Source organism: Pseudoduganella sp. jia 9 (assembly GCF_055502615.1).
Genome location: NZ_JBUPWE010000045.1, coordinates 1 through 747 on the forward strand (window position 1 = coordinate 1; position 747 = coordinate 747).

Consider the following 747-nt stretch of genomic DNA (forward strand, 5'->3'; position numbering starts at 1 on the left):
ATGCCTTGGCGATTACAGGCGATGAAGGACGTAGAAGTCTGCGATAAGCTTCGGGGAGCTGACAAACGAGCATTGATCCGAAGATTTCCGAATGGGGAAACCCGGCCTTATAGGTCATCACTCACTGAATACATAGGTGTGTGAAGCGAACGCGGCGAACTGAAACATCTAAGTAGCTGCAGGAAAAGAAATCAACCGAGATTCCCAAAGTAGTGGCGAGCGAAATGGGATGAGCCTGCATATGATAGTCGGACTGGTAGTGGAAGCCTCTGGAAATAGGCGCCATAGTGGGTGATAGCCCCGTACGCGAAATCAGACCGGTGGTACTAAGTATGCGACAAGTAGGGCGGGACACGAGAAATCCTGTCTGAATATGGGGGGACCATCCTCCAAGGCTAAATACTCGTAATCGACCGATAGTGAACCAGTACCGTGAGGGAAAGGCGAAAAGAACCCCGGGAGGGGAGTGAAATAGATCCTGAAACCGTGTGCATACAAACAGTCGGAGCGGACTTGTTCCGTGACGGCGTACCTTTTGTATAATGGGTCAGCGACTTACATTCAGTAGCGAGGTTAACCGAATAGGGGAGCCGCAGAGAAATCGAGTCCGAACAGGGCGTTAGTTGCTGGGTGTAGACCCGAAACCAAGTGATCTATCCATGGCCAGGTTGAAGGTGCGGTAACACGCACTGGAGGACCGAACCCACTAATGTTGAAAAATTAGGGGATGAGCTGTGGATAGGGGTG

1 rRNA gene is annotated in these 747 nt (G+C 51.1%); it reads left to right on the top strand.

Annotation, left to right across the window (positions count from 1 at the left end):
- Positions 1 to 747: ribosomal RNA gene (locus ACY34H_RS30035) — 23S ribosomal RNA — on the top strand; the annotation flags it as partial.